The sequence below is a fragment of the Nocardioides sp. genome (assembly GCA_037045645.1).
In the GTDB taxonomy this organism is placed as follows: domain Bacteria; phylum Actinomycetota; class Actinomycetes; order Propionibacteriales; family Nocardioidaceae; genus Nocardioides.
The window spans coordinates 211,533-235,378 of sequence record JBAOIH010000003.1; the positions used below are offsets into that span (position 1 = coordinate 211,533).

Sequence of the window (23,846 nt, forward strand, 5' to 3'; positions counted from 1 at the left end):
CGGGTGTTGCAAATGCAGACGCGACAGGTCAGAAGAGCAGGGCGGTCCCCGGGTCGTTCAACACCCCGGCCACATCGGCCAGGAAGCGCGAGCCGGCTTCGCCGTCGATGTGGCGGTGATCGAACGACAGCGCCAGCGTCGTGACATCGCGTACGCACAACTCGCCCGTCTCGTCGACCCATGGACGTTTGTTGATCGCGCCGAACGCCAAGATCGCCGACTCCCCCGGATTGATGATCGGCGTGCCTGCATCGACGCCGAAGACGCCGACGTTGGTGATGGTGAACGTGCCGCCGCTCATCTCGGCCGGCTGAGTCTTGCCGGCGCGGGCGGTGTCGACCAATCCCGTCAAGGCGTCCGCCAATTCCAGCATCGACAGACTGTCGGCGTCCTTGATGTTGGGCACGACCAACCCACGCGGGGTGGCGGCCGCGATGCCGAGGTTGACGTACGACTTGAACACCACCTCCTGGGCGGCCTCGTCCCAGAACGAGTTGATCGCCGGCGTCTTGCGCGCAGCCAGGATCACCGCGCGGGCAAGTACGAGCAGTGGCGAGACCTTGACCTCGCGGAACTCACGGCGCGCCTTGAGCCGTTCGACGAGCTGCACCGTGGCGGTGCAGTCGATCGTGATCCACTCGGTGACGTGCGGGGCGGTGAAGGCCGACTGGCTCATCGCCGCCGCCATCATCTTGCGTACGCCCTTGATCGGTTCGCGGGTCTCGCGCTGGTTTCGAGCCCTTCGAGACGCCGACATAGTCGGCTCCTCAGGAACCGACGGCTGCGCAGCCGCGGCAGCCGAAGCCGACGCTGCGGTTTCGACATCGGCGCGCGTGATCGAACCCGACGGGCCAGACCCGATGAGCGACTGCAGATCGACGCCGAGGTCGCGCGCGAGTTTGCGTACGGGCGGCGTCGCCAGCGCGCGCGCTCCGCTTGAGGGCGCAGTGACCGGAGGCTCGGAAGGAGGTGGTACGACCGGCTCCTCATCGACGTCGGTGATCAGCGTGCTGACCAGCGCCTCGACCTTCTCCACCTGGGGAGCGGCGCCGGCATTGAACGAGTCGTGCACCTCGGCATGCGCAGTGACCCGACCGATCTCGTCGGCCCCGCCACGGCGGCGGGCCCGCCGGGTGGCGCCACGCTCGGCCTTCATCCTGCCGACCAGAGACTCACCCTCGCCGCCCCCGGTCGCGGCGGGGTTGGACAGGTCGATCTCGTCAGAAACCGCCTGGTTTCGTGACGCGTCCTCCGGACGCTCCGCCACCACCGAAGTAGCGGCCGGGTCGCCGATCGAAATGATCGGCGTGCCCACCTCGACCATCTCCCCTTCGGCGACGAGCAGCGCGAGCACCTGCCCGGCGTACGGCGACGGCAACTCGACCAGCGACTTGGCCGTCTCGATCTCCACGATCACGTCGTTGATCGCGACCGTGTCGCCGACCTTGACCTTCCACGACACGATCTCGGCTTCGGTGAGGCCCTCGCCGACATCGGGCAACTTGAACTCAGACACCAGGTTCCTTTCCAAGAGTTTCGAGACGGCCTTCGGCCTCCTCAACCAGCGCGGGCTTTCGAGACGGTCACTCCTCAACCACCGCGCGGCTCAGTATTCGAAGGTGCGGTCGACGGCATCGAGGACCCGATCGAGGTCGGGAAGGTATTCCTCCTCGATCCGCGAGGGTGGATACGGCGTGTCGAACGCCCCCACCCGCAGCACCGGCGCCTCGAGCGAATAGAAGCACTCCTCGGTCACCCGCGCCGCGATCTCCGCGCCCATGCCGAGGTTGACGTGCGCCTCGTGCGCCACCACACAGCGACCCGTGCGGCGTACGGACTCATAGACCGGCGCCAGGTCGAGCGGCGAGAGCGTACGCAGATCGATGACCTCCAAGGCACGCCCCTCGGACGCCGCCGCCTCGGCGGCCTTCATCGCCGTCTTGACCATCGGACCGTACGCCAGCAAAGTCAGGTCGGCGCCTTGTCTGAGCAGCCGTGACTTGAACAGCGGGTACGCATCCGCGAGCGAGCCGGAGTCGTCGAGCTCGGCCTTGTCGGCGTGATATTGCCGCTTGGGTTCGAGGAAGATCACCGGGTCGTCGTGGGCGATCGCCTGCTGGATCATCCAATAGCCGTCGACCGGGTTGGAGCACGCCACGACTTTGAGCCCGGGCGTGTGCGCGAACTGCGCCTCCGGCGACTCCGAGTGGTGCTCCACCGCACCGATGCCGCCACCGAAGGGGATCCGGATGACGATCGGCATCTTCACCTTGCCCTGGGAGCGGTAGGTGTACTTCGCGACCTGGCACACGATCTGGTCGTACGCCGGGTAGACGAAACCGTCGAACTGGATCTCCACGACCGGGCGGTAGCCGCGCAGCGCCATCCCGACCGCGGTGCCGACGATGCCCGACTCAGCCAGCGGCGAGTCGATGACCCGGTCCTCGCCGAAGTCCTTCTGCAGGCCGTCGGTGATCCGGAAGACCCCGCCCAACTTGCCGACGTCCTCGCCCATCAGCAGAACCTTGTCGTTGTCCTCCATCGCCCGGCGCAGCCCGGCGTTGAGACCCTTGGCGAGCGTGATCTTCATCAGAACGCACCTGCCGTCTGCTCGCGGACGGTCGCATCATCGGCATCGGACTCCGCGGCACCCTCGAAGGAGTCGAGGTACGCGGCGTACTCGTCACGCTGGGCGACCAACTCGTCGGTGATCTCGCTGAAGACCTGGTCGAAGCCTTCCAGCGGACCGGGGTCCGGCAGCGCCTTGCAGCCTTCGCGCAGGTGGTGTCCGAGCTTCGTCCGCCTCCGCCTTGAGGTCGTCGAGGAACTCCTGATCGGCAAGGCCGTTGCGCTTGAGATAGACCTCCACCCGCGCGATCGGATCGCGCAACTTCCACTTCTCGACGTCGTCGGAGAGGCGATAGCGGGTCGGGTCGTCGGTGGTCGTGTGCGCGCCCATCCGATAGGTGTACGCCTCGATGAAGCTCGGGCCGCTGCCTTCGCGCGCGTGCTGGAGCGCAGCCTTGGTGACGGCGTACGTCGCGAGGACGTCGTTGCCGTCGACGCGCAGGCCGGGGAAACCGAAGCCGAGTGCGCGCTGATAGAGCGGGATCCGCGTCTGGCGCTCGATCGGCTCGCTGATCGCCCACTGGTTGTTCTGGCAGAAGAACACGACCGGGGCGTTGTAGGACGCGGCGAAGATGAAGGACTCGTTGACGTCGCCTTGCGACGACGCGCCGTCACCGAAGTGTGCGAGCACCGCCATGTCGCGATCGTCGTCCCCGGTGCCGACCAGGCCGTCGCGCTGGACCCCCATGGCGTACCCGGTGGCGTGCAACGTCTGCGCGCCGATCACGATCGTGTAGAGCCCGAAGTTGTTGGCCGCCGGGTCCCAGGAGCCCTGGTCGACACCGCGGAAGAGACCGAGCAGTTTGAGCGGGTCGATGCCACGGCAGTACGCCACCCCGTGCTCGCGATAGGTCGGGAAGACGTAGTCCTGCGGTTTGAGCGCGCGCCCCGCGCCGATCTGCGCGGCCTCCTGACCGAGCAGTTGGGCCCAGATGCCGAGCTCGCCGTGGCGCTGCAACGCGGTCGCCTCGACGTCGAGCCGTCGGGTGAGCACCATGTCGCGATAGAAACCGCGCAGTTCCTCGGCCGAGAACTCCATGTTGAAGCGGGAGTCGTGTCGCCGCTCGCCCTCGGGCGTGAGGAGTTGGATCAGTTCGGGTCCACCGTCGGACTGCGACGGCCCGAAGACCTCGACGAGGTCCGGGCCGAAACCGCCTGCGGCTGGGGTCTGTGCTGTCACCTGCACTCCTTCGTGCGCTCACGGAGCCGGCGGGGTCTCCGCCTGGCATTTCCCATGACACCGACGAGGGTGTGATCGGCGCCACAGGGTGGATTCGGCAAACGTACCGCACCCGCGGACGGCGACCGTGATCGACGACCGGGCGCCACTTAGGATGCGCTCATGTCTCGCACGGTCACCACTGGTCTCGCGGTCCTGCTCGCGAGCACGTTCGCGCTCACCGCCTGCTCGGGAAGCGACGACCCCGAATCGAAGAAGTCGAGCACCACGTCGGCCACGCCCACCGACAGCGCTTCCGAGGACGCCCTCGACAACGACGAGCCCAGCGCGATCCGCGGCATCGCGACGAAGTTCGACACCTCGCAAGAGACGGAGTTCCCCGAGACCGACGTCAAGGACGTGGCACTCACCGAAACCCGGGTGATCACCGCCGGCGCGACCGAGATGATCGTACGCACGGCACCGGACCTCAAGGACCTCTACACCGTCACCTCGCCCGACGAGAACCAGTACATCGACGTCTACGTCACCGAGGACGAGAAGACCGGGTACGCCCTGTCGCAGCGTCAGGTCCCCGGCGCCGGGACCAAACTCGGCAAGGAGTACTACGCGGTCCAGCGTTTCGACGTCGAGACCGGCGACGTGTCCGCCAACGTCGAGTTCGAGATGAAGCAGTCCTCCAGCGGCACCGGCTCCTTCCGGATCGGCTTCATCTCGGCGGTCTTGGACGACAACGTCCTGGTCGGTGTCTCCGGTGGCGACGCGCTGCCGTCGACGACGCTGAACTTCGAGATGGAGAAGAAGAAGGTCAGTTGGCGACGCAACAACGCCACCCCGCTGGGCATCGCAGGCGACCTCGCCGTGGTGACCAACGGCACCAACGTCAAGCCCGGTGACATCATGGGCATCACCGTCGCCACCGGCAAGCAGCGCTGGGCCGCCACCACCGGAGCCAAGACGGCCTCGCTGCTGGGACGCAACGGGCCCAACGCGCTGGTCGCCGTGACCGACGCGTACTACAACGCCTCGATCGTGCTGCCGATGAACCTGCGCACCGGCAAGTCGCCGGTCAAGAGCGACCAGCCGATCCAGAGCACCACGCTGAACTGTCGCCCCTCCTCGGCCAGCGCGGTGGTCTGCGCCTCGCCCGACAACACCGTGATCGCCTGGGACGTCAAGGCCAACAAGCGACTGTGGAGCCTGCCCACGACGGCTCGTCGCGCGCCGCTGGTGACCAACGTGACCGACGGCCTGATCTTCGGCTTCCTCGACGAGACCTCGGTCGTACTCGACGCCAAGACCGGCAAGGACCTGGTCACCAACGCGGGTGCTGCGCCGACCGACGTCAACGCCGACGGCGGCGTCTACACCTACATGGGCGTCGCGTTCTATGTGCCGGTCTATGGGTCGACTCCGTCCTCGTCGGAGACCTCCTCGGAGTCCGAGCCGACCTCGGAGTCCGAGCCGACGTCGGGCTCTGAGACCACCGAACCCGAACCGAGCGACTCCGAGTCGGCGCTCTTCCCGACCGACCAGGAGACGGAGTAGCCGACGCATGACCCGCGGCCTTCGTACGACAGCCGTCGCGCTGATCGTCGCGGCCGCGAGTCTGCTGCCAGGTCCCTCCCAAGCACGCGACACCACAGCGCCCGCACCGTTGGTCTGGCAGACCGACGTGGCCGACCCGGCGGTCGTACGCAGCAACTCCGGATGGGTGGCGCTGGCCACCGGGGCGTACATCCCCGGGTTCGTGTCCCCCAGCGGCACCGGTCCGTTCACCAGTCTCGGCCCCACGCTCACCTCGGCTCCGCCGTGGATGCTGCCTGGCGGGATCTGGGCGCCCGACGTCTTCCGTACGACTGTCGGTTGGGTGCTCTATTACTCCGCTCGCGCTGCGGGAGTCGCGCGCAGCGGCCGGTGCATCGGCGTGGCGATCGGGCCTGCGGCGACCGGTCCGTTCACGCCCGCGGGGGACGTACCCCTGGTGTGTCCCCCACGTGTGGGCTGGCCTTCCGCCGAGGACGAACTCGCCGACAAGGAGCACTTCCTGCCGGCAGGCGGCGTGATCGATCCGTCGGTCTTCCAGGAGAAGGACGGTCGGCTGTTCCTGCTCTACAAGACCCAGTCCAAGCCCTCGACGATCCGGATGCTGCCACTCTCACGCGACGGTCTGCACGCGGCGTACCCCTCACGCAAGATCGCGCACAGTCGCGACACGATCGAGAATCCGGTGATGGTGCGCCGTGGCCGGACCTGGACGCTGTTCACGTCGGAGCGGTCGTACGTCGGGTGTGACTACGTCACGACCTGGCGCCAGTCGTCGTCGAAATGGAGCTTCCCGGGGCCGGGTTCGGTGTTGTTCGATCACAGTCGGACGGGCATCTGCGGACCGGGGGGCGGCGACCTGGTCCCGGCGGGCAAGAAGCGAGTGCGGATGTATCTGCACGGCTGGGTCTGCTATCGCAGCGACGTCCCCTGCCCCACCGACTTCCGCTCCCGCGTGGACCCCGACCTGTTCCCGATCCGGGGGCTCTACGCAGCGACCCTACGCTTCGACACGCGGGGTCGCCCGAGGTTCGTCGACTGGGTCAGCCCGCGCTAACCCGCGCCGAGCGGGCGCGAACGCACGCGCAGAACACGCCGAGCGGGCGCGAACGCACGCGTTGACGCGTGCGTTTGTGCCCGGTCAGCGTGTTTCATACGTGCGTTCGTGCCCGGTCAGCGCGTGGGGGGCTCCAGCCAGGCAGCCAGATCCGGGCCCTTCGGGACGATGCCGGTCGGGTTCACGTCGGTGTGCACGACGTAGTAGTGCCGCTTGATCTGGTCGAAGTCGACCGTGTCCCCGAAGCCCGGGGTCTGGAAGAGATCGCGGGCATAGCGCCCACAGGTGCGGGCATCTCGCTGAGCTTGCTGCCGGTTGCACTTGAAGTGGCCGTGGTAGACGGGGTCGAAGCGCACCAGGGTGGTGAACAGCCGTACGTCGGCCTCGGTGATCGCCTCCCCCATGAGATAGCGCCGCGCGGCGAGCCGCTCCTCCAGCCAGTCCAGCGCGGCCCAGAGTCGGTCGTACGCCTGCGTCGTAGGCCTCCTGGCGAGCCGGCGAATCCGCACCGGTAGACGCCGTTGTTCACCTCGGTGAAGACGCGCTTCATGACCTGCGTCCATCTCGGCGCGCAGGTCGGCCGGCCACAGGTCGGGCGCGTCCGAGCGGTGGTGCTCGCGCCACTCGAAGAAGAGGTCATGGGTGATCTGCGGGAAGTCGTTGGTGACCACGCGACCCGACTCGATCGTCGACGATCGCGGGCACGGTGATGCCGCGCGGGTAGCCGGGTTCGCGAGCTTCGTACGCATCCTTCAGCCGCGGGATGCCCAGGACCGGATCGCGTCCGTCCGGCGTCCAGGTCGAACGTCCACGAGTTCCGGTCGTGCGTGGGGCCAGGCGTGCCGAGCGAGATGACATCGTGCAGGCCCAGCAGTTCGCGCACGATGATGGCCCGGTTGGCCCACGGACAGGCACGAGCCGCGACGAGGTGGTAGCGGCCCGGCTCGACCGGCCAGATGGCCACGTCGCGTGGCGAGTCTTTGGAACCGCTGGGGAAGTCGTCGTCGAGAGGATCTGCCGACCGCTGTCCGGCCAGGATCCGGTCGGGCAGATAGGTCATGTCTCGCTCGAAGGGCTTGCCCTTCTCGGTGTAGGTGGTCGCCGCGTCGTTCACCCTTCGACCCTATTGCCTTCCGGATCCGGGCGGGCCGCGCTACTTTGTGATGGCCTTCGACGCCCCGGTCTGCTCGGCCGCGTGTCATCGCTCAACACTGCTCTGTGCTGGTCGCTGATGCCCTTCGGCGCGGTGCTCGGCGGTCTCGGCGTGACCGCCCTGGGCCTCGCGCCAGTCTTCCTGATCGCCGGCGGGTGCTATCTGCTGACGACGATGGCGCCGACACTCGTCCCAGCCTTTCGGACGATGGACGCGCAGTCGACGCTCCGAGTACGGACATAAGTCGTGCCCGGACGATGGGTCGAGCGGAAGGCGAACGCCCCGAAGGGACCGTATGTCCGTACTCAGGACGCAAAGTCGCGGGCCAACTCGATCAGCCGGTCGTTGGCCTCGACCTCGCCGATGGAGACACGGGCGCCTTCGCCCGCGAAGGGCCGCACCACGATCCCGCGGGCATCGGCGGCGGCCGCGAACTCCGCGGTCCGGTCCCCGAGCCCGAACCAGACGAAGTTGCCCTGCGCCTCGGGGATATCCCAGCCCGCCGAGCGGATCCCGGCCACGACCCGGTCGCGTTCGGCGACCAGCAAAGACACTCGTTCCAGCAACTCCGACTCTGCCTCCAGCGACGCGATCGCCGCAGCCTGCGCCATCGCCGAGATGCCAAACGGCAGCGAGACCGCGCGCAACGCCCCAGCAAGATCCGGCGAAGCGATCGCATACCCGACCCGCATCCCCGCGAGTCCGTAGGCCTTGGAGAAGGTGCGTGTCACCACGACGTTCGGGTGCTTCGCATAGGTGGCCACACCGTCGACCGGGTCGTCCATCCGGACGAACTCGACGTACGCCTCGTCGACCACCACCAGCACATGTGCCGGCACGCGAGCCAAGAACGCGTCGAGTTCGGCCTGGGTCACCGACGGTCCCGTCGGGTTGTTGGGGGTGCACACCAGCACGACCTTCGTACGCTCGGTGATCGCCGCCGCCATCGCGTCGAGGTCATGGCGACCGTCAGCCGTCACCGGCACCTGCACCGACGTCGCCGCGCACGCGCTGACGGCGATCGGGTACGCCTCGAAGGATCGCCACGCGAAGACGACCTCATCGCCGGGCTCGCAGAACGCCGACACGATCTGATAGATCAGCGCCACGCTGCCGGTGGCCAGCGCCAGGTCCGAAACCGGCACCCCCAGACGTGCGGAGAGCGCCGCGAAGAGCGCGGTCGAACCCATATCCGGATACCGGTTCATCCGCTGCACCTCGACCAAGGTCGCCTCGACCACGCCGGGCAGGGGATCGTACGGATTCTCGTTCGACGACAACTTGAAGACGGTCATGTCGTCGCGCGGAGTCGGGGGCTTGCCGGGCACGTACGCCGGGATCGCCAGCACATTGGCCCGTGGGGTCGGACTGCTCATGGACAGCACCCTAGTGAGCGCGCGCCGCCTAGGATCGTCGGCGTGAAGAGACTCATCGCCTGGCTGGCCACCAACACGGCCGCTCTCGCCGTCGCCGCCTGGCTCGTCGACGGCATCCGAGTCGGGGGCGCCGACTCCCCGATGCTGGAGCAGATCCAGGACAAGTTCCCCACGGTCCTCGGGGTGGCGCTGATCCTGGGCCTGGTGAACTTCTTCGTCGAGCCGGTCGTGAAGTTCTTCTCGATCCCCTTCATCGTGCTGACGATCGGCCTGTTCCTGCTCGTCATCAACGCGTTGATGCTGCTGCTCACCGCGTGGATCGCCGACCGTTCTGGCCTGGACTTCGTCGTCGACGGATTCGTGAGCGCGTTGCTCGGGGCAATCGTGATCACCTTGGTCACCGGATTCATCAACGTGGCCGTGCTCAAGGACGACGACTGACATGCCTTCGGTGCCAGCGCCTCACGTGCCCGACCGCTATCGAGTCGGGTTCGTCTGCTCGGGCAACATCTGCCGCTCCCCTACGGCACAGGTCGTCCTCCAGTCGCGCGTCGACGAGGCGGGCCTGCCGATCGAGACGATCAGTTCGGGCCTGGGTGACTGGCATGTCGGCAACCGCATGGACGACCGCTCGGCCGACGAGCTGCGTCGCGCGGGCTATGACCCCGACCGACACCGGGCCCAGCAATTCGCGGCGGAATTGGTACGACGAGGTCGACCTGATCTTGGCCATGGACCAGGGACATCTCGACGCCCTGTCCCGCGAGTTGCCGAGTGGGGCGACTGGACGCGTACACCTGTACGGCGAGTTCGATCCCGTGACGCCGGGGGCAGAAGTGCCCGATCCCTACTACGGTGGACCGGAAGGTTTCGAGGAGGTGTTGACGATGATCGAACGCACCACGGATGCGCTCGTCCCGCTCGTACGCGCCGCACTCGACGAGGCACCGAGGCCATGACCCGCCAGCCGGGGCTCGCCCGCAAGGCCGAGGAACTCCTCGGCATGTCGGTCGCGGCCACGGCACCGGTCGCCGGCGGCGACATCGCGACCGCCACCAAACTCCGCCTCTCCGACGGCAGCACCGCGCTGCTCAAGACACTCACGGGTGCGCCGCCAGGGTTCTTCGACGTCGAAGCAGCAGGCCTGCGTCGTCTCGCGGCAACCGCGAGCGTACGAATCCCCGAGGTGCTCGCCGTCGATCACGAGGCGCTGATCCTGCGCTGGGTCGAGACGGGTCGCCCGACTCCGGATGCGGCCGAGAACTTCGGTCGCGCACTCGCCCGACTGCACTCGCGTGCGGCCGACGGCTTCGGGGCACCGACCGACGGTTTCATCGGCCGGCTCCCCCTACCCAACGGCACCGCCGACAGTTGGGCTGCCTTCTTCGCCCAGCGGCGCCTACTGCCGTACGCCCGCCTGGCCCGCGAACGCGGCGCGCTCGGCTCGGAAGAAGCCGGAGTCATCGAGACCCTCGCGGGCCGCCTCGACGAACTGGTCCCCGAGGAGCCCCCGGCCCTGCTGCACGGCGACCTGTGGAGCGGCAACGTGCTGTGGTCCACGGACGGCCCCGTCTGGTTGATCGATCCCGCAGCCCATGGCGGGCACCGCGAGACCGACCTGGCGATGCTGGCGCTCTTCGGGCTGCCGCACCTGCACCGCGTACTCGACGCCTATCGCGAGGAGACGCCGCTGGCCGACGGGTGGGAGGAGCGGGTCGGGCTGCACCAACTCTTCCCGCTGTTGGTGCACGCGTGCCTGTTCGGTGGTGCGTACGGAGCGCGCACCGCGACTGCCGCCGCCCGTTATGCCTGAGGCCCTTCTCAGGGATGTTTCAGCCACGCCTGGCAAAGTGAAGAGGTGAGTGCCCTGCCCAACCCCCAGATGGCCGCGCGACCGACGATCCTCGTCGTCGATGACGACAAGGCCGTACGCGACTCGCTGCGCCGCTCGCTGGAGTTCAACGGGTACGCGGTCGCGACTGCCGCGGATGGCGCAGAGGCGCTGGCGACCATCGGGAAAGCCGCGCCCGACGTGGTGATCATGGACGTGATGATGCCGCGCCTGGACGGCCTCGAGGCGACCCGAGCCTTGCGTACGAGCGGCAACGACGTCCCCGTTCTCGTCCTGACAGCGCGCGACGCGATCGGCGACCGGGTCGACGGACTGGACGCCGGCGCGGACGACTACCTCACCAAGCCCTTCGCGTTGCAAGAACTCCTTGCTCGGCTGCGTGCCCTGTTGCGCCGGGCGGCCCCCCGCGAGGACGAGCAGGACGAGGTGCTGGGCTTCGCGGACCTGACCATGAATCTGGCCACCCGCGATGTCCGCCGAGGCGAGCGCGCTATCGAGTTGACCCGCACGGAATTCACCTTGTTGGAGATGTTCTTGCATCGGCCTCGCCGAGTCCTGGAGCGATCGTTCATCCTCGAAGAGGTGTGGGGGTACGACTTCCCGACCACCGCCAATTCCCTCGAGGTCTACGTCGGCTATCTGCGCCGCAAGACAGAGGCCGAAGGCGAGTCGCGGCTCATCCACACCGTGCGCGGTGTCGGCTATGTCCTGAAGGAGTCATGAGCGAGGCCGGCGACCGGCGCTGGCACTACCGGCGTTCGCTGGCAAGCCGGGTCGCGCTGCTCACCACGATCGTCGTCGGTCTGTCGGTCGCCAGCGTGTCGGCGGCGACCTTCGCAGTCGTACGCCAGCAGTTGCAAAGCAGCATGGACGCCTCGCTGCTCAACCGCGCCCACAAGGCGGCGGTCGGCGGCGCGATCGCGGAGATCACGGCGGTGCCGTCGTGGGTGATCGGCGCCGCGGACGTCCGGATCGCGGTGATCTATGCCGACAAGCAGCCGCGCTATTCGCTAGACGACGGACCGAGTTTTCGCGTCGGCGGGCCCGAGTTGGCGGTGGCGAACGGCTCGCGCGAGACGGTCGTACGCACAGTGCGGGCCTCGGACGGCACCCGTTGGCGGGTGGTCACCGTGCAGGCGGGCGAGGACCAGGCGTTGATGCTGGCGCAGTCGCTCGAACCGCAGGACCGGGTGCTGCGCAACCTGGGCTCCGTGACGCTGCTGTTCTTCCTGCTCGGGGTGTTGGCGGCGGGGATCGCGGGCTGGCAGGTGGCACGACATGGCCTGCGACCCGTACGCCGCCTCACCGCATCCGTGGAGGACATCGCCCGCACCGAGGATCTGACGCCGCTGCCCGTCGAGGGAGCCGACGAGTTGGCGCGGCTCTCGGCTGCGTTCAACCGGATGCTGACCGCGCTGTCAGCCTCACGGGATCGGCAGCGCCAACTCGTCGCGGACGCCGGACACGAGTTGCGTACGCCCCTGACCTCGTTGCGCACCAACCTCGACCTGCTCTCGCAGGCGGAGGGCGGGGAACTCGCGATCCCGGCGGCTGCGCGTGCGGAGTTGTTGGCGGACGTACGCGCGCAGATCGAGGAGATGACGACCCTGATCGGCGACCTGGTCGAGCTCGCGCGCGACGAGCCGCTGCGCGAGGCGGTCGTCGAGGAGGTCGACATCGGCGAAGTGCTCGATCGAGCGCTCGCGCGAGTCAAGCGGCGGGCGCCGCTGCTGGCCTTCGATGTCACGTCGTCGCCGTGGATCGTGCACGGCGAGGAATCCTCCCTGGAGCGCGCCTTCACCAACCTGCTCGACAACGCCGCCAAGTGGTCACCACCGGGCGGCATCGTGACCGTGGCGCTGCACGACGGGGTGCTTACCGTCGACGACCAGGGCCCGGGGATCAGCCCCCAGGACCTGCCGCACATCTTCGATCGTTTCTATCGCTCGGCGGAGTCCCGCACGATGCCCGGCTCCGGGCTCGGGTTGTCGATCGTGCGGCAGATCGCCGAACGCCACTCGGGTTCGGTCGTGGCCGGTGCATCACCGAGCGGGGGCGCGCGCCTGGTGCTGCGGCTGCCCGGCTCCCGTGTTGAGTTGGGTGTCCCTGGCCGTTGAGTTGGGCGTCACGACCTCGGCGTACGCAGGGCGTGCAGCAGCCGTTCGGCTTTCCACTCGGTCTCGGCCCACTCCTCGTCCACGTCGGACTGGACGGTGATGCCGCCGCCGGTGCCGAGAGTCCAACGCCCGTCTCCTGTCGTCATGACGCTGCGGATCACCACGCCAAGATCGGCGCGACCGTCCGCATTGACCCAACCGAACGCGCCCGCATAGACACCGCGCGGCGTCGCCTCCACCTCGTCGATGATCTGCATGGTGCGCAGTTTCGGGGCGCCTGTCATCGATCCTGCGGGGAACAGCGCGCGCAGCGCCGCAACGGTCGACACGTCGTCACGCAGGTCCCCGCGCACCGTCGAGACCAGTTGGTGCACAGTCGCGTACGACTCCACCTCCATCAGCTCGGGCACCTCGACCGTGCCGGGCCGACAGACCCTCGACAGGTCATTGCGCAGCAGATCGACGATCATCAGGTTCTCGGCACGAAACTTCGGCTCGCGCGCCAGCGCGTCGCGTCGCTCGCCATCGATCTCGGCGTCGTCGGAGCGTGGCGTCGTGCCCTTGATGGGCTTGGTCTCCAGCACCCGGTCGCCGGTGATCAGCGCGAATCTTTCCGGGCTGCTGCTGAGCAGCCAGGCCCGCGCGTCGGGCAGGTCGTGCTGGAGGAAGCCGGCGTACGGCGCGGGGTTCAGCGCCCGCAGGGTCAGATAGACCTCGGCCGGATCGGTGGCTGCCTCGACCGTGAGGCGGTGGGTCAGATTGACCTCGTACGAGTTCCCGGCGCGCAGGTGCTCTTGCACCAGGGCGTACGCGTGCCGATAACCAGACGGCGCCTGGACGCCCACCGGTCGCGAGCGACTCGGTCGGGGAGGAGGGTCGGTGTCATGGGCGAAGAAGCGCACGTTGCGACAGCGCATCCACACCGCGTCCGGCAGCCCGGCACCACCGACTTCCGCGTCGCCGCGAGCGGGCAGATCGGGTCGAGCGGCGTACCCGAAGTACCCGAACCAGTGGTCGTCGGGTTCGCTGTCCTCCAACTCGCGCTGGAGCGCCGCGAAGGGGTCGTCACCCAGGACCTCCGCGGAGGTCTCGGTATGCCGAGTCACCAGCCCGGTGCTGCGGTCGTACGACAAGGAAACCTCGTCGGGTTCGAGCCAGCCGATCATCGAGCGCCGCCCCGACCACTCGCGCGCGCCGCCGCCGTCCATCCAGAAGCAGCGGCGATGGCTGTGCGCGACCTCTAGGAAGTGCTCCTCCATCTCGCTCACGCGCCCTCCAGGAAGTTGCGGATCAGGTCCGCGCCGAACTCGGAGAGGATCGACTCGGGGTGAAATTGCACGCCTTCGAGCGGCAGGGCGCGATGGCGTACGCCCATCACCGCCCGCCGTTGAGTTGGCCCTCCCTCACCGTTGAGTTGGGCCTGACTGGTGGTTGAGTTGGGACTCCCACACCAGGCAGAGACCTCCAGGGAGTCCGGGATCTCGATCGCCTGCAAGGAGTGATAGCGCACTGCCGCGAAATCTTGGGGCAGCCCGGTGAACACCCCGCGACCGTCATGCTCGATCGTCGCGACCTCACCGTGCGCGGGACGCTCGCGCGCGACCACCCCGCCGTACGCACTCACCAAGCCCTGCATGCCCAGACACACCCCGAGCACGGGGCGTTCGGCGGCCAGCAGCACCTCCCGACCGACCGCGAAATCCGCCGGGTCGTCGGGATGTCCGGGGCCTGGGGAGAGCACGACGTACGCATGACGCAGCACCTCGTCCACCGACACCCGATCGTGCTCGACCACCGTCGGCACCACGCCAGTCACCGACGCGATCAGGTGCACCAGATTCCAGGTGTAGGAGTCGTAGTGGTCCACGACGACGACGTCGGTCGATCTCATCGCGAACTCAACGGCCAGCGAGGCCCAACTGAACACCTAGGCATGCCCAACTGAACACCTAGGGAGGGGGGACTCAACGGATGCGAGACGCGCGGCACCGCGCAGGGACCGCCGACGAACGCCTGACCGAGCGACACGAGTCGAAGGTTCGCAGCCGACTCATCAGGTCCGCAACCCGCTCTCGATAACGCTTCGAGCCGAACCGGTTGACCTTCTCGAAGCCGCCGTCGCGTGCGAGGTCGTAGTACTCGTAGACGAACTGGCGCCCCGGCCCGCCCGAGGCTCCGATGCTGGCGAGGTTGACCCGCAACAGGAGCTCGTCGCGACCGCGCACTGCGACGTACGACGGGATCGAATCCATCTCCGAGCGCCCGCCGGGACGCAACTCGTACGCCGCCTCCCACGTCGGGCGGTCCGGGTCGCCTGCGACCACGCGAGCCCAGGTGTGCTCCACGAATGCGAAGTCGGTCGTGGCCGCCTTCGGGTTGCGCAGCGACGCGGCGAACGAGACGCCGGAGCGGTAGGCAGGCGTACGCACGCCCATCAGGTCCTCGACGGTCGCGGCCAGATCGATGTTGGACACGACGCCGTCGCGGACACCGGGGCGTACGCCCGGCCCCGCGACCATCAGCGGCACGCGGATGTCGGTGTCGTAGGCCGAACCCTTGCCCGCACCCATGCCGTTCTGCCCCAGGTGGAAGCCGTTGTCGCTGGTGAGGACGACGTACGTGCGCCGCAGGTCGACGGTGTTGAGGACCCGCTGGATCATCCGATCGGCCGATTGCGCCATCCGCGCGCGATCGCGCATGAAGGTCAGGGCCGTACGCACTCCGAGTCCGCCTGGTGGTGGGTTCCAGTGCGGCGCCAGTGTGCCGTCTCGGTAGCGCGGCTGGTTGTTGCGCTGGTCGTCGCCGAAGCCGCGCAGATCGCGCACGGTCAGCGCGCCGCAGCGCACCGCACCACAGTTGCCCATCGGCCGAGCCGCAGACGGCCGGTCGCCGAACGCGGCGGGGAACACCGGCTCGTTGGCGAACGCACCCACCGGACCGACCCGACTGTGCGGCGCATAGGGGGCGATCTGGACGAAGTACGGCGAGCGCGCCCGCCCGATCGCGCCCATCGCGAGGTCTGAGGTCACCGTGCCGGCGTAGAGCTTGTCCTTCTCGGCAGCGCTGGCGTACGGCGAAGGCAGCGGGTGCTCCTGCGCGCGCAGGTTGCCGCCGGACAGATAGGTCGACGCGAAGCCCCAACCGTCGTACGCCGACCCGAAGATCACCCGCTGATCGGTCCACCCGGGCTGGCGCGGGGGCAGCACCCCGTTGCGGTTCTCGTACTGATTGAGGAACTTGCCGACGTAGGCCGTGTGCACCCCCGAACGTTGCAGCGACACGGCCATCGAACGCTGCTCGTTGCCGAAGTAGCGGTAGGCGCCGAAGCCGCCTTGGGGGTCGCGCGGGCGATAGGGGTCGGCGGTGTTGGTGAGGACTCCGGTCTGGTGCGGGTACTGCCCGGTGAACGTGCTGGCGCGCGACACGCAGCACAGCGAGTCGACGACGAAGGCATTGGCGTAGGTCGCGCCGTTGCGGCGAAACCAGCGCGCCGTACGCAGCGTCTGGGTGAGGTCGACCGAGAAGTCGTCGAGCACGATCATCACCACGTTAGGGCGCGGAGCCTTGGGGCCGGCTTTGGTCGAGGTGGCGGAGGCGGTCGACGACGGCGAGGTCGCGGCCCCGATGACACCGGTCGCGGAGGTCGCGGCGATCAGGGCGGCCAGAACGAGGAGCGCCCCGAGCACGACGTGAGGTCTGCGCAGGCTCACGCCGGATTCAGCCCCCGTACGAGGTCGTGGAGGAGGTCATAACCTCGCTCGGTGAGGATGGACTCGGCATGGAACTGGATGCCCGCGAATCGAGGGCCGCGTACGACGTGGATGTCGCCGGTCTCGGGGTCCGCCTCGACACTGACTCCGTCGGGCAGGGTCGCGTCCCCGACCCGGGCCACGAACGTGTTGTAGAAGCCGACGCGTTCGGGACGCCCCTCGATCGACACGACCTCCTGGGTGCCCTGGAACACGATGTTCTTGAAATGCAACCCCAGACCGAGGTGATGGCACAGCGCCTGATGCCCAAGACAGACGGCGAGGAAAGGTTGCTCACGCTCTACTAGACGCGCGACGGCCGCTCGCAGTTGCCTCATCTTCGGATCTTCGTCGTCACGAGGGTCACCCGGACCGGGCCCGACGATCACCAGATCGGCGTCGTCGAGCGCCCCGTCGCGGTAGTCGGCGTGCTTGAGCACCTCCGACGTCATCCCGAGGATCTGAAGCACGTGCGCGAGCATGTTCACGAAGTCGTCGTCGCCGTCGAGGATCACCACGTGCTTGCCGCGCAGCGCCGGGTCGGGCGGTGTGCCCTTCTGATTGCGCAGCCAGAACGGCGAGAGCCGGTCGTTGCGCGCGTGCAGCGCGAGCAGCACGTCGTCGTCGCGAGAGAGACGGTCGAGATCGATCTCGGTGGCAGGTGCGGCCGGCACGAGTCCGAACGCGCTGAGGATCCCGCCCGCCTTCGCGTGGGTTTCCGCGGTTTCGTACGCCGGGTCGGAGTCGCGTACGAGCGTCGCGCCGGCCGTCACCTTCACCTGCCCGTCGAGGCCGACGTCGGCGGTGCGGATCAGGATGGGGCTGTCCATCGTGGGTGAGCCGTCGGCCTCGCGACCGAAGAGCGCCAACGCGGCACCGTAATAGCCGCGTCCCTCGGGCTCGTACGACGCGATCAGCCGGCAGGCGTTCTGCACCGGGCTGCCGGTGACCGTGGCGGCGAACATCGTGTCGCGCAACACTTCGCGGTGATCGCGGTCGGTGCGCCCGGCGAGCAGGTATTCGGTATGCACCAGGTGGGTCATCGGTTTGAGGAACGGTCCGAGCACCTGCCCACCCTCGTGGCAGATGTCGCACATCATCTTCAGTTCCTCGTCGACGACCATGTAGAAGCTCGTAGATCTCCTTCTCGTCGCGAAGGAAGTCGAGCAGCCGGGTCTTGAGCCGGCCCGCCCCGAGGTCGCTCCCCGCTGCTGGAGTGACCGACGGAGTCGGCGTCTCCAAACCGCTGCCGGGTGCGCGCACCCGGAATGTCCCGGAGATCGGGTTCATCCGCACGTCGCCGCCGCGCACGCTGACGTGTCGCTCGGGGCTGGCGCCGATCAGGAACCGGTCGCCGGTGAAGAAGCAGAAGGTCCAGTACGCCCCGCGCTCACGCTCCAGCAGCCGCCGGAAGACGGTCAGCGCCTTGGCCGCATCCCAGTCGGCGACGACGGCGCGGTAGTGCCGCCCGATCACCAGGTTGGCGCCCTCGCCCTGGCCGATCTCCTCGCGGATGATCGACTCGACGATGTCGCCGTAGGACTCGTCGTCGATCTCGAAGCCGTCGTTGCGGTCGAACTCGATCGGCACGTCCGGCAGCACCGCGAGGAGGTCGGCGACGGGGACCTCGTACTCGTCCTCGATGTCGACGACCACCAGCGGCGTCTGGTCATCGATGGCCTCGAAGCCGCGCTCCGCCACCTGTCTAAACGGCACGGCGACGAGTCGGTCGGCCGAACGCCCGGGCGTTGGTGCGCCGGTCTCAAGCGGGATGTCGAGCAGCGAGTCCACGACGCTGCGCGATCCCCCCACGAGTCCGACGGTGGGTTCGGCCTTGCGACGGATGACCGCCCAGGCCTGGTGCCCTTGGATCCGCTGGAGCAGGTCGGCGGCGGACTCCTCAGACATGCGCAGGAGCCTAAGGCGTCGGGGTGATCCCCTCGCCATCTGTCCGACCTACGTCGGGGGTTCGCAGCGCTGCCGCACCGGTGGTGGGGGCCCGACCCCACTCAGCCCACGAGCGTCAGCAACTGGGTGGCCCGGGTCAGCACGACGTAGAGGGTGGCGCGACCGGTGACCGATTCGTCCTCGATCTCCTGAGGGCGTACGACGACGATGCCGTCGAACTCGAGACCCTTGGTGTCGAGACCGGTCAGCACCACGATCCGGTCGGTCCCCGAAGGCGCGAGGTCCGGGTCGGCAGCCGCAGCGCTCGCCGAGGGGGCATCGCCAGCCAGAGAGGACCACGACGCGAGCCAGCGGTTCACCTCCGAGCGCCGCGCGACGGGCACCACGATGCCCACGGTGCCCTCGACCTCGGCGGCGAGCGCCGCGACCTCCGCGCGTACGGTCTCCTCCAGGTCGTCAGCCGTCACGACGCGAGGGCCGATCCCGGTCGAACGGACCGCCTGCGGCAGGTCGGCGTCGAGCCCGACGCGAGTGGCGTACGCGGCGGCGTAGTCGTAGATCTCGGCCGAGTTGCGATAGTTCGTCGAGAGGTGGAAGCGGTGCCGCACCTTGCCGTGCAGGGCTGCATCACGCGCCGACTGGGACTCCGCCGGGTTGGGCCACGACGATTGGGCTGGGTCGCCGACGATCGTCCACGAGGCCGTTCGCCCGCGTCGCCCCACCATCCGCCACTGCATCGGCGTCAGGTCTTGCGCCTCATCGATGAGCACGTGGGCATAGCCGTCGTCCTCGATCCGGCTGGCCGGTGGACGCCAGGCGCGACCCGAGGGGGCGTACTCCCGGTCGGAGGCCGTCGTGAGCTCTTGGAGGTCCCCACCGATGTGGTCGTCGAGACCGTGGTCGTCCTCGTGCCGCTCGGGCACGTCACCGAGGGCGTAGCGCAACTCGTCGATCAGCGCGATGTCGTCGATGGACGGGTCGCTGCGATCGGCCCACGACTTCGACAACAACGCCTGCTCCTCGGCGCTGAGGATCCCGTCGCTCACTCGGGCCAGGAAGTCCGGGTCATGCAGCCAACCGAGCACCTGTTGCGCCCCGAGCGGGGGCCACCACGAGGCGGCGAAGTCCACGAACTCGTCGAGGCCCAAGATCTCGTCGTTGAAGGCTTCGCGGCCCAGATCGCGACCACGCTCGCCGCGCACCTGGCGCCACAACTGGTCCAGCAGCGCCTTCGCGACCCGCGGCAGCTGGCGGTTGCGGGCGCCGTGCGCCATCAGCGATCGGCGTACGTTGCCCAGGACGCGCCGATCCAACGTGACCACGTCATCGCGGTAGAAGTAGCGGAAGTGCTGTGCGCTGCCGGGGGCCTGCTGGCGAGCCGCCCGACGCAGCACCTCGGCCATCCGGGCGTCGCCCTTGACGGCCGCCACGGCGGGTTCGTCGTGACGCGTGGCGCGGATCCCGGTGACGACCTCACCGAGCGAACGCAGCGCGACCGCAGTCTCACCAAGGCTCGGCAGCACCCGCTCGATATAGCGCATGAACACGCCGCTGGGTCCGACGACGAGCACGCCACCGCTCTCATACCGACGGCGATCCGAATAGAGCAGGTACGCCGCTCGGTGCAGCGCCACGACTGTCTTGCCCGTGCCGGGGCCACCGGAGATCTCCACGACGGTGCCGCCCCGGGGGCTGCGACCAGGCGCACGGATCGCCTTGTCCTGCTCGGCCTGGATGGTGGCGACGATCGAGTGCATGTTCCGGTCGCGCTTGCGGGAGAGCTGTGCCATCAGGGCGCCCTCGCCGATGATCGGCAGCGATTCGGACTTGGGGTCGGTGGGGTCGAGCAGTTCGTCCTCCACCCCGAGCACGCGTTGGCCCTGGGAGCGGAGCACGCGTCGGCGTACGACACCCAAGGACTCGGCGGCCGTGGCCTGATAGAACACCGCGGCGGCCGGGGCCCGCCAGTCGATCAACAAGGACTGATGACGCTCGTCTCGAAGGCCGATCCGGCCGATATAGCGAGCGTTCGGATCGATCGAATCCGTCATGTCGAGACGGCCGAAGACCAGGCCCTCGTGCGCGGCATCGAGTTGAGCGATCCGCTTGGCGGCCTGGAAGGTCATCGCGTCGCGTTCGACGAGCCCACCCTCGTGACCAAGACGCCCACGCTCGTGGCCTTCTTCGGCCAAGGCGAGCGCGGCATCGGCCGAGCGTTTCAACTGGACGTACACGTCGTCGACGAAGCATTGCTCCGCGGCGATCTCGCGACCCGCGACCTCTTCTGCCACCTTGCTCCGCTCTCTCCCCTGACCGTCGGCAAGACGGTCGACATTACCGGCGGAACTGCGCGGGCGTGGCATCCCCGCCGATCGGCTCAGATCGTGGTCAGGATCCCTTGCGGCGAGACAAGAATGCGAGCATCGCGGTCTTGGCCTCCTCGGAGGCGAACAACTCGGCGCTCTTCTCCGCCAGGGCCTCACCCCGCTCGTCGATCCGGGCGATCAGATCGGAGTTGAGGATCACCTTCGACTCGCGCAGCCCCTGGGCCGCGCCGGTCGCGAGTTCGGCACAGATGCGCGCGGTCTCGTCGCGAAGTTCGGCTGCCGGGACGGCCCGGGTGACCAAGCCGTACGCCTGCGCCTGCTCCCCGTCAAACACCATCCCGCCCAAGGTGGTCAGCGATGCCGCACGGGGGTTCATCCGGGCATGCACGGTCAGACTGATGATGGCCGCCGCCAGCCCGAGCTTGACCTCGGTAAGCGCGAACGTCGCGTCTTGGGCCGCGATCGAGATGTCGGACGCGGCCACGATCCCGATGCCGCCGGCGCGAGCCGCGCCCTGGATCTCGGTGACGACCGGCTTGTCCATGCTCAGGATCAGCCGCTGCAACTCGACGATCCGCTTGGCCCCCTCGACCATGCCGCCCGTCGAGGCTTCGGAAAGGTCGGCGCCGGAGCAGAACACCCGGTCCTGGCTGCGGATCAGCACCACGCGTACGTCCTGATCGGCCTCCGCCGTCGCGAGATGCTCGAACACCTCGGTGACCAGTTGGCGCGAGAGGGCGTTCTTGTTGTGCGGGCTGTCGAGGGTGATCGTGGCGAGCGGGCCGTCGATGTCGAGGCGTACGAGTGCGGGCATGGGTCTATCTTGCCGCTTACGGTTGTTGGTGGTGTCACCTGGTGACACCTGCAAGCACCGGAACCGAGTTCGTCACCGTGGGCAGTGGGGACAGCGTACGAAATCGCCGGCCCAGCCGCCCTTGGCGAGCAACCCGGCCAGCAGCACGGCAGTCCGGCACGCGTCCTTGAACACCTGCCCCCACCCCACCCGCGCAGTCCGCTTGCTCTCGACGACCGCGGCAGCCAGGTCTCGCATGAGGTCGGCGTCTCGAGCCTGCGCGTTGTCGTGAAACAGCCGACCATCCAACTCGACCAGCAAGCCATATTCGTCGTAGTCCACATCGCGCACGACGACCTTTCCGGCTACCCGCCCGGAGACCTGTCGCTTGCCGACTGGCAGTCCGTGGGCCCGCTCGACCTTGGTGAGGTAGCCATGCTCAAGCACCGAATCCGCACCCAGCGCCAAGTCGGCCAGCACCCTGTGAAGCCAGCTCCCGCGCCTGGTGCGCCGACGCGACTTCAGGGCCGCAGTGAGGGCGGCGTACGTCGTCCTGCGCCGCTGCACCACCTCCGCGAGCACGGAGATGGCAGCGAAGTCGTCCGCTGCTGCTGCTGCGGCCACCAGCGCCGCATGCTCGACCTTCATCCGAGGCGGATTCTCCAGCCACCAGACCCGGTCGTCGAGGTCGGCAACGTGGTGGTGCACCACGCCTCTCACCGGGGCGACCGAGCGCCCGCGAGCCACCGCAACGTGGATCGGATCGGTCTGTCGCCACACCGACTCGCCCCACAACGCGGCCGGCCAGGCGCTCAAGACGGCAGCCCAGGCGCGCTGCTCCCAGGTCAACCTGCCGGTGTGGTTCACATAGATGCCAGGCATCACTCGCACCAGGTCTCGGCGCCGCAGCCGCCGCCTGATGCCGCCCGGGCTCTCGCCCAGTTCCAGCAATTGCGCCCGCATGATCAGCCCGCCTTGCTGCTTGACGAGCCGCTCGATCTCGCGGTGCAACGGCGGCCCGGTGCCATCGACGCGTACGCGGACCGAGGGGTGGCGGTGAGTTCGCGGTGTGCCCATCCCGCCAGATTGGGGACCGGTCGCGCGGGCCGCAATGCACGTTCGTGGATCCTGTGGAGGGAAGCGTGAAGTGAGTGCGGAGAGCGGCGCCTGTCGCGTGCGGTGCCTAGTGGTGTCACCTGGTGACACCTGCACGCACCACAAGCTCGGGGGCAGTCGTCCTCGGCTGTCAGACTCGACTCATGTCACTGCCCTGGCTCTTCCTGATCGCGCTCGTGGCCATCACGGCGGTGATCGGCCTGACTGCGACCTGGGCGCGCGCGGCCGGGCGGGTCTCGGTCATGGACGTGGCGTGGGGGTTGGGCTTCGTGGCGGTCGCCGTATCGACCGGACTGCTCGGGGACGGCGACCTCGTACGCCGCGGCGCGCTGGCGGCTCTCGTGCTGATCTGGGGCGCCCGCCTGGCGTGGCACATCTTCGCCCGCTCCGGTCGCGAGGGCCATGTCGAAGACCCGCGATACGCCAAGATCCTCGGCGACGGCGGCTTCCCGGCGATGGTGCGCAAGGTCTTCGTGCCGCAGGGACTCGCGATGCTGGTGGTGTCGCTGCCACTGGTCGTGGGTGCAGGACTGGACGTGGCGTGGTGGCCGGTTGTGTGGATCGGCATCGCGGTCTGGGCGATCGGCTTCGTCTTCGAGACGGTCGGCGACGCGCAACTGGCGGCGTACAAGGCCAAGCCGCGCTCTGCTCGCCCACCCGTACTCGACACCGGCCTCTGGGCCTGGACCCGCCATCCCAACTACTTCGGCGACGCGGCCGTCGCCTGGGGATTCTGGCTGATCGGCGGTCTCGGCTCGGGGTGGCTGCCGGGCCTGTTGACGGTGATCGCGCCGATCGCGATGACGCACTTCGTACGCAACGTCACCGGCGCCAAGTTGCTGGAACGCACGATGTCGCAGCGCCCGGGTTGGGATGCGTACGCCGCTCGCGTCCCGCTGTTCTTCCCGCGCCCACCCCGCCGCGCCGCTGGCTGACGCCCATCGCTGGTTGAGGAGGCCGTCTCGAAACCCGCCCCACCGCTGGTTGACGCCCACCGCTGGTTGAGAAGGCCGTCTCGAAACCCGCCCCACCGCTGGTTGAGGAG

At 68.4% G+C, this 23,846-nt stretch carries 21 protein-coding genes and 3 pseudogenes; 10 read left to right on the forward strand and 14 right to left on the reverse strand.

What is annotated here, in order from left to right; translation table 11 throughout:
- Nucleotides 1-28: 28 nt before the first annotated feature.
- The 3 genes and pseudogenes from V9G04_12820 to pdhA form a co-directional block, all read right to left on the reverse strand.
- A complete protein-coding gene (locus V9G04_12820) occupies nt 29-1,516 on the reverse strand; it encodes a dihydrolipoamide acetyltransferase family protein (GenBank protein MEI2714139.1) in 1,488 nt (495 codons plus the stop codon).
- A gap of 90 nt (nt 1,517-1,606) precedes the next feature.
- Nucleotides 1,607-2,590: an alpha-ketoacid dehydrogenase subunit beta gene (locus tag V9G04_12825; GenBank protein ID MEI2714140.1), complete on the reverse strand. Its 984-nt coding sequence runs from the start codon at nt 2,588-2,590 to the stop codon at nt 1,607-1,609.
- Nucleotides 2,590-3,721, reverse strand: a pseudogene (gene pdhA, locus V9G04_12830) (pyruvate dehydrogenase (acetyl-transferring) E1 component subunit alpha). Before pdhA ends, V9G04_12825 begins: the two are co-directional and overlap by 1 nt.
- A 249-nt stretch (nt 3,722-3,970) precedes the next feature.
- Between pdhA and V9G04_12835 the strand changes: the two are divergent.
- Both V9G04_12835 and V9G04_12840 read left to right on the forward strand, forming a co-directional pair.
- Complete coding sequence (locus V9G04_12835; protein ID MEI2714141.1) at nt 3,971-5,356, forward strand: PQQ-binding-like beta-propeller repeat protein; 1,386 nt, start codon at nt 3,971-3,973, stop codon at nt 5,354-5,356.
- Between the two features lie 7 nt (nt 5,357-5,363).
- Nucleotides 5,364-6,410, forward strand: coding sequence for a family 43 glycosylhydrolase (locus tag V9G04_12840; GenBank protein MEI2714142.1), 1,047 nt, complete (start codon nt 5,364-5,366; stop codon nt 6,408-6,410).
- 116 nt (nt 6,411-6,526) lie between these two features.
- Here V9G04_12840 and V9G04_12845 read toward each other — a convergent pair whose 3' ends face one another.
- Nucleotides 6,527-7,081, reverse strand: a complete 555-nt coding sequence (locus tag V9G04_12845) for a glutathione S-transferase C-terminal domain-containing protein (GenBank protein MEI2714143.1) — start codon at nt 7,079-7,081, stop codon at nt 6,527-6,529.
- On the reverse strand, nt 7,047-7,268 hold the full coding sequence (locus V9G04_12850) for a hypothetical protein (GenBank protein ID MEI2714144.1): 222 nt from the start codon (nt 7,266-7,268) through the stop codon (nt 7,047-7,049). The genes V9G04_12845 and V9G04_12850 overlap by 35 nt, the downstream gene beginning before the upstream one ends.
- Nucleotides 7,269-7,605: 337 nt before the next feature.
- Here V9G04_12850 and V9G04_12855 point away from each other — a divergent pair, with 337 nt between their 5' ends.
- Nucleotides 7,606-7,806, forward strand: a complete 201-nt coding sequence (locus tag V9G04_12855; protein MEI2714145.1) for a hypothetical protein — start codon at nt 7,606-7,608, stop codon at nt 7,804-7,806.
- A gap of 62 nt (nt 7,807-7,868) precedes the next feature.
- On the opposite strand, the gene hisC is transcribed toward V9G04_12855, so the two are convergent.
- Nucleotides 7,869-8,939 (reverse strand): histidinol-phosphate transaminase, encoded by a 1,071-nt coding sequence (hisC, locus tag V9G04_12860; protein MEI2714146.1) that lies wholly within the window; start codon nt 8,937-8,939, stop codon nt 7,869-7,871.
- Nucleotides 8,940-8,981: 42 nt separating this feature from the next.
- Between hisC and V9G04_12865 the strand changes: the two genes are divergently transcribed.
- The 6 genes and pseudogenes from V9G04_12865 to V9G04_12890 all read left to right on the forward strand — a co-directional run bounded on the left by V9G04_12865 (nt 8,982) and on the right by V9G04_12890 (nt 12,908).
- Nucleotides 8,982-9,380 (forward strand): phage holin family protein, encoded by a 399-nt coding sequence (locus V9G04_12865; protein ID MEI2714147.1) that lies wholly within the window; start codon nt 8,982-8,984, stop codon nt 9,378-9,380.
- A 1-nt stretch (nt 9,381) separates the two neighbouring features.
- Nucleotides 9,382-9,480, forward strand: a pseudogene (locus V9G04_12870) (low molecular weight phosphotyrosine protein phosphatase).
- Between the two features lie 118 nt (nt 9,481-9,598).
- On the forward strand, nt 9,599-9,898 hold the full coding sequence (locus tag V9G04_12875; protein ID MEI2714148.1) for a hypothetical protein: 300 nt from the start codon (nt 9,599-9,601) through the stop codon (nt 9,896-9,898).
- On the forward strand, nt 9,895-10,752 hold the full coding sequence (locus V9G04_12880; GenBank protein MEI2714149.1) for a fructosamine kinase family protein: 858 nt from the start codon (nt 9,895-9,897) through the stop codon (nt 10,750-10,752). The genes V9G04_12875 and V9G04_12880 overlap by 4 nt, the downstream gene beginning before the upstream one ends.
- Before the next feature lie 69 nt (nt 10,753-10,821).
- Entirely contained in the window at nt 10,822-11,514 is a 693-nt protein-coding gene (locus tag V9G04_12885; protein ID MEI2714150.1) for a response regulator transcription factor, read from the forward strand.
- Nucleotides 11,511-12,908: a HAMP domain-containing sensor histidine kinase gene (locus tag V9G04_12890; protein ID MEI2714151.1), complete on the forward strand. Its 1,398-nt coding sequence runs from the start codon at nt 11,511-11,513 to the stop codon at nt 12,906-12,908. The genes V9G04_12885 and V9G04_12890 overlap by 4 nt, the downstream gene beginning before the upstream one ends.
- An 8-nt stretch (nt 12,909-12,916) precedes the next feature.
- Here the strand turns inward: V9G04_12890 and V9G04_12895 are convergent, their stop codons facing one another.
- The 8 genes and pseudogenes from V9G04_12895 to V9G04_12930 all read right to left on the reverse strand — a co-directional run bounded on the left by V9G04_12895 (nt 12,917) and on the right by V9G04_12930 (nt 22,762).
- Nucleotides 12,917-14,167 carry an anthranilate synthase component I family protein gene (locus tag V9G04_12895; GenBank protein ID MEI2714152.1) on the reverse strand — a complete coding sequence of 417 codons (1,251 nt, stop codon included), beginning with the start codon at nt 14,165-14,167 and terminating at the stop codon, nt 12,917-12,919.
- Between the two features lie 5 nt (nt 14,168-14,172).
- Nucleotides 14,173-14,799, reverse strand: a complete 627-nt coding sequence (locus tag V9G04_12900) for an aminodeoxychorismate/anthranilate synthase component II (GenBank protein MEI2714153.1) — start codon at nt 14,797-14,799, stop codon at nt 14,173-14,175.
- A 73-nt stretch (nt 14,800-14,872) separates the two neighbouring features.
- Nucleotides 14,873-16,618 (reverse strand): sulfatase-like hydrolase/transferase, encoded by a 1,746-nt coding sequence (locus V9G04_12905; GenBank protein MEI2714154.1) that lies wholly within the window; start codon nt 16,616-16,618, stop codon nt 14,873-14,875.
- A complete protein-coding gene (locus V9G04_12910) occupies nt 16,615-17,781 on the reverse strand; it encodes a chorismate-binding protein (GenBank protein MEI2714155.1) in 1,167 nt (388 codons plus the stop codon). Before V9G04_12910 ends, V9G04_12905 begins: the two co-directional genes overlap by 4 nt.
- 196 nt (nt 17,782-17,977) lie before the next feature.
- Nucleotides 17,978-18,604: pseudogene (locus tag V9G04_12915) on the reverse strand (phenazine-specific anthranilate synthase component I).
- 62 nt (nt 18,605-18,666) lie between these two features.
- Nucleotides 18,667-20,856: a UvrD-helicase domain-containing protein gene (locus V9G04_12920; GenBank protein ID MEI2714156.1), complete on the reverse strand. Its 2,190-nt coding sequence runs from the start codon at nt 20,854-20,856 to the stop codon at nt 18,667-18,669.
- Nucleotides 20,857-20,953: 97 nt separating this feature from the next.
- Nucleotides 20,954-21,706, reverse strand: a complete 753-nt coding sequence (locus tag V9G04_12925) for an enoyl-CoA hydratase-related protein (GenBank protein ID MEI2714157.1) — start codon at nt 21,704-21,706, stop codon at nt 20,954-20,956.
- A 72-nt stretch (nt 21,707-21,778) separates the two neighbouring features.
- Nucleotides 21,779-22,762: a hypothetical protein gene (locus V9G04_12930; GenBank protein ID MEI2714158.1), complete on the reverse strand. Its 984-nt coding sequence runs from the start codon at nt 22,760-22,762 to the stop codon at nt 21,779-21,781.
- A 182-nt stretch (nt 22,763-22,944) separates the two neighbouring features.
- Here V9G04_12930 and V9G04_12935 point away from each other — a divergent pair, with 182 nt between their 5' ends.
- Nucleotides 22,945-23,736, forward strand: a complete 792-nt coding sequence (locus V9G04_12935; GenBank protein ID MEI2714159.1) for a DUF1295 domain-containing protein — start codon at nt 22,945-22,947, stop codon at nt 23,734-23,736.
- Nucleotides 23,737-23,846: the final 110 nt, after the last annotated feature.

Excerpts from the sequence above, each read along its gene's own strand:
- V9G04_12835 (MEI2714141.1), top strand. The coding sequence starts at position 3,971 with ATGTCTCGCACGGTCACCACTGGTCTCGCGGTCCTGCTCGCGAGCACG.
- V9G04_12935 (MEI2714159.1), top strand. The coding sequence starts at position 22,945 with ATGTCACTGCCCTGGCTCTTCCTGATCGCGCTCGTGGCCATCACGGCG.
- V9G04_12890 (MEI2714151.1), top strand. The coding sequence starts at position 11,511 with ATGAGCGAGGCCGGCGACCGGCGCTGGCACTACCGGCGTTCGCTGGCA.
- V9G04_12850 (MEI2714144.1), bottom strand. The coding sequence starts at position 7,268 with ATGTCATCTCGCTCGGCACGCCTGGCCCCACGCACGACCGGAACTCGT.
- V9G04_12895 (MEI2714152.1), bottom strand. The coding sequence starts at position 14,167 with ATGGAGGAGCACTTCCTAGAGGTCGCGCACAGCCATCGCCGCTGCTTC.
- V9G04_12930 (MEI2714158.1), bottom strand. The coding sequence starts at position 22,762 with ATGGGCACACCGCGAACTCACCGCCACCCCTCGGTCCGCGTACGCGTC.
- V9G04_12875 (MEI2714148.1), top strand. The coding sequence starts at position 9,599 with ATGACCCCGACCGACACCGGGCCCAGCAATTCGCGGCGGAATTGGTAC.
- V9G04_12910 (MEI2714155.1), bottom strand. The coding sequence starts at position 17,781 with ATGGTCGTCGACGAGGAACTGAAGATGATGTGCGACATCTGCCACGAG.
- hisC (MEI2714146.1), bottom strand. The coding sequence starts at position 8,939 with ATGAGCAGTCCGACCCCACGGGCCAATGTGCTGGCGATCCCGGCGTAC.
- V9G04_12900 (MEI2714153.1), bottom strand. The coding sequence starts at position 14,799 with ATGAGATCGACCGACGTCGTCGTCGTGGACCACTACGACTCCTACACC.
- V9G04_12825 (MEI2714140.1), bottom strand. The coding sequence starts at position 2,590 with ATGAAGATCACGCTCGCCAAGGGTCTCAACGCCGGGCTGCGCCGGGCG.
- V9G04_12880 (MEI2714149.1), top strand. The coding sequence starts at position 9,895 with ATGACCCGCCAGCCGGGGCTCGCCCGCAAGGCCGAGGAACTCCTCGGC.
- V9G04_12885 (MEI2714150.1), top strand. The coding sequence starts at position 10,822 with ATGGCCGCGCGACCGACGATCCTCGTCGTCGATGACGACAAGGCCGTA.
- V9G04_12840 (MEI2714142.1), top strand. The coding sequence starts at position 5,364 with ATGACCCGCGGCCTTCGTACGACAGCCGTCGCGCTGATCGTCGCGGCC.
- V9G04_12925 (MEI2714157.1), bottom strand. The coding sequence starts at position 21,706 with ATGCCCGCACTCGTACGCCTCGACATCGACGGCCCGCTCGCCACGATC.